This is a genomic window from Micromonospora sp. D75 (assembly GCF_018070405.1).
GTDB classification, from domain to species: domain Bacteria; phylum Actinomycetota; class Actinomycetes; order Mycobacteriales; family Micromonosporaceae; genus Micromonospora; species Micromonospora chalcea.
Genome location: NZ_JAGPXV010000487.1, coordinates 1 through 4,699 on the forward strand (window position 1 = coordinate 1; position 4,699 = coordinate 4,699).

At 75.3% G+C, this 4,699-nt stretch carries 7 protein-coding genes; all 7 read left to right on the top strand.

Annotated features, from left to right (window positions below):
• On the top strand, nt 1-1,018 hold a 1,018-nt coding region (hisD, locus tag KBX39_RS23775), incomplete at its 5' end, for a histidinol dehydrogenase (protein ID WP_210872585.1).
• Complete coding sequence (locus tag KBX39_RS23780; RefSeq protein ID WP_069089034.1) at nt 1,015-2,088, top strand: histidinol-phosphate transaminase; 1,074 nt, start codon at nt 1,015-1,017, stop codon at nt 2,086-2,088. The genes hisD and KBX39_RS23780, both read left to right, overlap by 4 nt.
• Nucleotides 2,089-2,093: 5 nt before the next feature.
• Complete coding sequence (gene hisB / locus KBX39_RS23785; protein WP_210872587.1) at nt 2,094-2,705, top strand: imidazoleglycerol-phosphate dehydratase HisB; 612 nt, start codon at nt 2,094-2,096, stop codon at nt 2,703-2,705.
• A gap of 5 nt (nt 2,706-2,710) precedes the next feature.
• Nucleotides 2,711-2,872, top strand: a complete 162-nt coding sequence (locus KBX39_RS23790; RefSeq protein ID WP_166456842.1) for a hypothetical protein — start codon at nt 2,711-2,713, stop codon at nt 2,870-2,872.
• On the top strand, nt 2,872-3,495 hold the full coding sequence (gene hisH, locus KBX39_RS23795; protein ID WP_043329494.1) for an imidazole glycerol phosphate synthase subunit HisH: 624 nt from the start codon (nt 2,872-2,874) through the stop codon (nt 3,493-3,495). The genes KBX39_RS23790 and hisH overlap by 1 nt, the downstream gene beginning before the upstream one ends.
• A gap of 19 nt (nt 3,496-3,514) precedes the next feature.
• Nucleotides 3,515-3,835, top strand: coding sequence for a hypothetical protein (locus tag KBX39_RS23800; protein ID WP_043329495.1), 321 nt, complete (start codon nt 3,515-3,517; stop codon nt 3,833-3,835).
• Nucleotides 3,836-3,854: 19 nt separating this feature from the next.
• Complete coding sequence (priA, locus tag KBX39_RS23805) at nt 3,855-4,583, top strand: bifunctional 1-(5-phosphoribosyl)-5-((5-phosphoribosylamino)methylideneamino)imidazole-4-carboxamide isomerase/phosphoribosylanthranilate isomerase PriA (RefSeq protein ID WP_043329497.1); 729 nt, start codon at nt 3,855-3,857, stop codon at nt 4,581-4,583.
• Nucleotides 4,584-4,699 lie beyond the last annotated feature (116 nt).

The window sequence follows — 4,699 nt, forward strand, 5'->3', positions numbered from 1 at the left end:
CACCAAGACCGTGGTGCCCGGCGGCACGGTCACCGAGCGGTGGGTGCCGGTCGACCGGGTCGGTCTCTACGTCCCCGGCGGCCTGGCCATGTACCCGTCGACGGTGGTGATGAACGTGGTGCCGGCCCAGGCGGCCGGGGTGCGCTCGCTGGTGGTGGTGAGCCCGCCGCAGAAGGACAACGACGGCCTGCCGGACCGCCGGGTCCTGGCGGCCTGCGCGCTGCTCGGCGTGGACGAGGTGTACGCCGTCGGCGGCGCCCAGGCCGTCGCCATGCTCGCGTACGGGGCGGGCGCCGACCCGGCCGGGGACGAGCGCTGCGAGCCGGTCGACATGATCACCGGCCCGGGCAACATCTGGGTCACCGCCGCGAAGCGGCTGCTGCGCGGCGTGGTCGGCATCGACGCCGAGGCCGGCCCGACCGAGATCGCGATCCTGGCCGACGACACCGCCGACCCGGCGCACGTCGCCGCCGACCTGATCAGCCAGGCCGAGCACGACCCGCTCGCGGCCAGCGTGCTGGTCACCCCGTCCACAGCGCTGGCCGACGCGGTCGACGCGGAGCTTGCCCGGCAGGCGCCCGCGGCCAAGCACGCCGAGCGGATCGGCACCGCGCTGCGCGGCGAGCAGAGCGGCGTCGTACTGGTCGACGACCTGGAGGCGGGCCTGCGGGTGGTCGACGCGTACGCGGCCGAGCACCTGGAGATCCAGACCGAGAACGCCCGCGAGTGGGCGCTGCGGGTCCGCAACGCCGGTGCGGTGTTCGTGGGCGCGTGGTCGCCGGTGTCGCTCGGCGACTACTGCGCGGGCTCCAACCACGTGCTGCCCACCGGCGGCTGCGCCCGGCACTCCTCCGGGCTGTCCGTGCAGTCGTTCCTGCGCGGCGTCCACCTGGTCGAATACACGCAGGAGGCGCTGCGCGACGTGGCCCCGCACGTGGTCACGCTGGCGACCGTGGAGGACCTGCCCGCGCACGGCCAGGCGGTCAGCGTCCGGTTCCCCGAGGGCGGGGCGTCGTGACCACGCTCGACGACCTGCCGATCCGCGAGGACCTGCGCGGGCGCACGCCGTACGGCGCGCCGCAGCTCGACGTGCCGGTGCGGCTGAACACCAACGAGAACTCCTACCCGGTGCCCGAGCCGGTGGTCGAGGCGATCGGCAAGGCGCTCGCCGCCGAGCTGCGTGACCTCAACCGCTACCCGGACCGGGACGCGGTGGCGCTGCGCGCCGACCTGGCCGCCTACCTGGGACACGGGCTCACCGCCGACCACGTGTGGGCGGCGAACGGCTCCAACGAGATCCAGCAGCAGCTGCTGCAGGCGTTCGGCGGTCCCGGGCGCACCGCGCTCGGCTTCACCCCGGCGTACTCGATGCACCCGCTGCTGGCGCTCGGCACCGGCACCCGGTGGGTGCCCGCCCGGCGCGGCGCGGACTTCGGGCTCACCGCCGACGAGGCGGTGGCCCAGGTCCGCGAGCACCGGCCGGACGTGGTGTTCCTCTGCTCGCCGAACAACCCGACCGGCACCGCGCTCGACCCGGCCGTGGTCGCCGCCGTGCTGGACGAGGCGCCCGGCATGGTGGTCGTGGACGAGGCGTACGCCGAGTTCGCCCGGCCCGGCACGGTGAGCGCGCTGGCGGTGCTGCCCGGCCACCCGCGGCTGGTGGTGACCCGCACCATGAGCAAGGCGTTCGGCTTCGCCGGCGGCCGGCTCGGCTACCTGGCCGCCGACCCGGCGGTGGTGGACGCGGTGCAGCTGGTCCGGCTGCCGTACCACCTGTCCGCGCTCACCCAGGCCGCCGCCCGCGCGGCGCTGGCGCACCGGGACGCCCTGCTCGGCACCGTGGCCGCGATCATGGAGCAGCGGGACCGGATCGTCGCCGAGCTGCGCGCCCGGGGCCACCGGGTGGCCGACAGCGACGCGAACTTCGTGCTGTTCGCCGTCGACGGGGACCAGGCGGTGGCCTGGCGTACCCTGCTCGATGCCGGCGTGCTGGTGCGCGACGTCGGCCTGCCCGGCTGGCTGCGCGTCACCGCCGGCACCCCGACCGAGACCGACGCCTTCCTCACCGCGATGGAGAACGTTTCATGAGCCGGATCGCCCGGATCGCCCGGATCGAGCGGGTCACAAACGAGACCAAGGTGCTCGTCGAGATCGACCTCGACGGCACCGGCCAGGCCGACATCTCCACCGGCGTCGGCTTCTACGACCACATGCTCAACCAGATCGCCCGGCACGGCGGCTTCGACCTGACCGTGCACACGGTCGGCGACCTGGAGATCGACGCGCACCACACGATGGAGGACACCGCGCTGGCGCTGGGCGCCGCGTTCGACCGGGCGCTGGGCGACAAGGCGGGCATCCGGCGGTACGGCTCTGCCACCGTCCCGATGGACGAGGTGCTGGTCCGCGCCGCCGTCGACCTGTCCGGCCGTCCGTACGTGGTGCACGACGAGCCGGTGCTGGCCCCGTACATCGGGCCGGTCTACCCGACGAGCATGACCCGGCACATCTGGGAGTCGTTCGGCCAGTCGGCCCGGATCACGCTGCACGTGGACGTGCTGCGCGCGGCCCGGCCGGGCGGTCACCCGGACGCGCACCACGTGGTCGAGGCGCAGTTCAAGGCCGTCTCCCGCGCGCTGCGCGAGGCCACCGCGCTGGACCCGCGTAACGCCGGTGTGGTGCCGTCCACGAAGGGCGCTCTCTAATGAAGGTGCTGCCCACTCTTGTGTTGATCCTGGCCGGGCTGCTGGTCGGCGGGACGTGGTCGCTGCTCAAGCAGGGCGCGCCGCGCGCCGCCGTGGTGGTCACCGGGCTGCTGGCCGTACTGGCCACCGTCGCCGGGGTGCTCTGGCTGCTGCCGGGGGAGAGCTGATGACGCGGCGCGTGGTGGTGCTCGACTACGGCTCGGGCAACCTGCGGTCGGCCGAGCGCGCGGTGGCGCGGGCCGGCGCCGACGTGACCGTCACCGACGACCTGGACGCCGCCGCGTCGGCCGACGGCCTGGTGGTGCCGGGCGTGGGCGCGTTCGCCGCCTGCATGGCCGGGATCGAGGCGCTGGGCGCCGGGCCGGTGATCGCCGAGCGGGTCGCCGCCGGGCGGCCGGTGCTGGGCATCTGCGTCGGCATGCAGATCCTCTTCGGGCACGGCGAGGAGCACGGCGTGGTCACCAAGGGGCTCGGGCTGCTGCCCGGCGGCGTGACCCGGCTGCCCGCGCGGCGGCTGCCGCACATGGGCTGGAACACGGTGCGGCCGCCGGCCGGCTCGACGCTGTTCGCCGGGCTGCCGGAGGGCACCCGGTTCTACTTCGTGCACTCCTACGGCGTGACGGACCCGGCGGCGCTGGCCGAGGCGGGCGCCACGGTGACCACCGCGCACCACGGCACGGACTTCGTGGCCGCGGTGGAGCGGGGCGCGCTGTCGGCAGCGCAGTTCCACCCGGAGAAGTCGGCCGACGCCGGTGCGGCGCTGCTGCGCAACTGGCTCGGCACGCTGTGACCGGCCCGCTGGCGTCGGCGTGAGCAAGGAGCGGGCCCGCCGCCGCGCGGAGCGCGAGGCCGAGCAGGAGCGTGCGCGCGCCGTCCGCGCCCGCCGGGTGGCCCGCCGGGAGCGGCGTCGTTCCCTGGTACGCCGGCTGACGCCGTCGCTGCGGCGCGGCCGTACCGGCCGGCTGCGCCGGCACACCCGCCGGGAGCGGGCGACGATCCTGGTGCTCACCGCGGTGGCGGTGGTCGGCATCTGGAGCCTGGTGGACGACCTGGCGCTGCGGCTGGTGCTGGTCGCGTTGTTGTTGCTGGTCCTGCCCGCGATCGTGGTGATCGCGCTGGACCGTCGTTGAGGATCCGAGGAGAGAAGCGTTGAGCCTCACCCTGTTGCCCGCCGTGGACGTCGCCGACGGCCAGGCCGTCCGGCTCGTGCAGGGCGCCGCCGGTAGCGAGACCGCGTACGGCGACCCGCTGGACGCGGCGCTGGCCTGGCAGTCCGACGGCGCGGAGTGGATCCATCTGGTGGATCTGGACGCCGCGTTCGGGCGGGGCTCCAACGCCGCGCTGCTGGCCGAGGTGGTCGGCAAGCTGGACGTGAAGGTGGAGCTGTCCGGTGGCATCCGCGACGACGAGTCGCTGCGGGCGGCGCTGGCCACCGGGGCGGCGCGGGTGAACATCGGCACCGCCGCGCTGGAGGATCCGCAGTGGTGCGACCGGATCTGCGGCGAGTACGGCGACCGGGTGGCGATCGGGCTGGACGTGCGCGGCCGTACCCTGTCGGCGCGCGGCTGGACCCGCGACGGCGGCGACCTGTACGAGGTGCTGGCCCGGCTGGACGCGGCGGGCGCGGCGCGGTACGTGGTCACCGACATCACCAAGGACGGCACCATGCGCGGGCCGAACCTGGACCTGCTGCGCGAGGTGTGTGCCCGCACCGACGCCCCGGTGATCGCCTCCGGCGGCGTGTCCACGCTCGACGACCTGCGGGCGCTGGCCACGCTGGAGCCGGTGGGCGTGGAGGGCGTGATCGCCGGGAAGGCGCTCTACGCGGGCGCGTTCACCGTCGCCGAGGCGCTGGCGACGCTGCGGGCCGGCGCGTGACCGCCGCGCCGCCCGAGCCGCCGGCGGACGCCGGTGTGGTGACCCGGCTCGGCTCGGGCGGCCCGTGGGAGGCGCTGTACGGCTACTCGCGGGTGGTCCGGGCCGGTTCGCTGGCG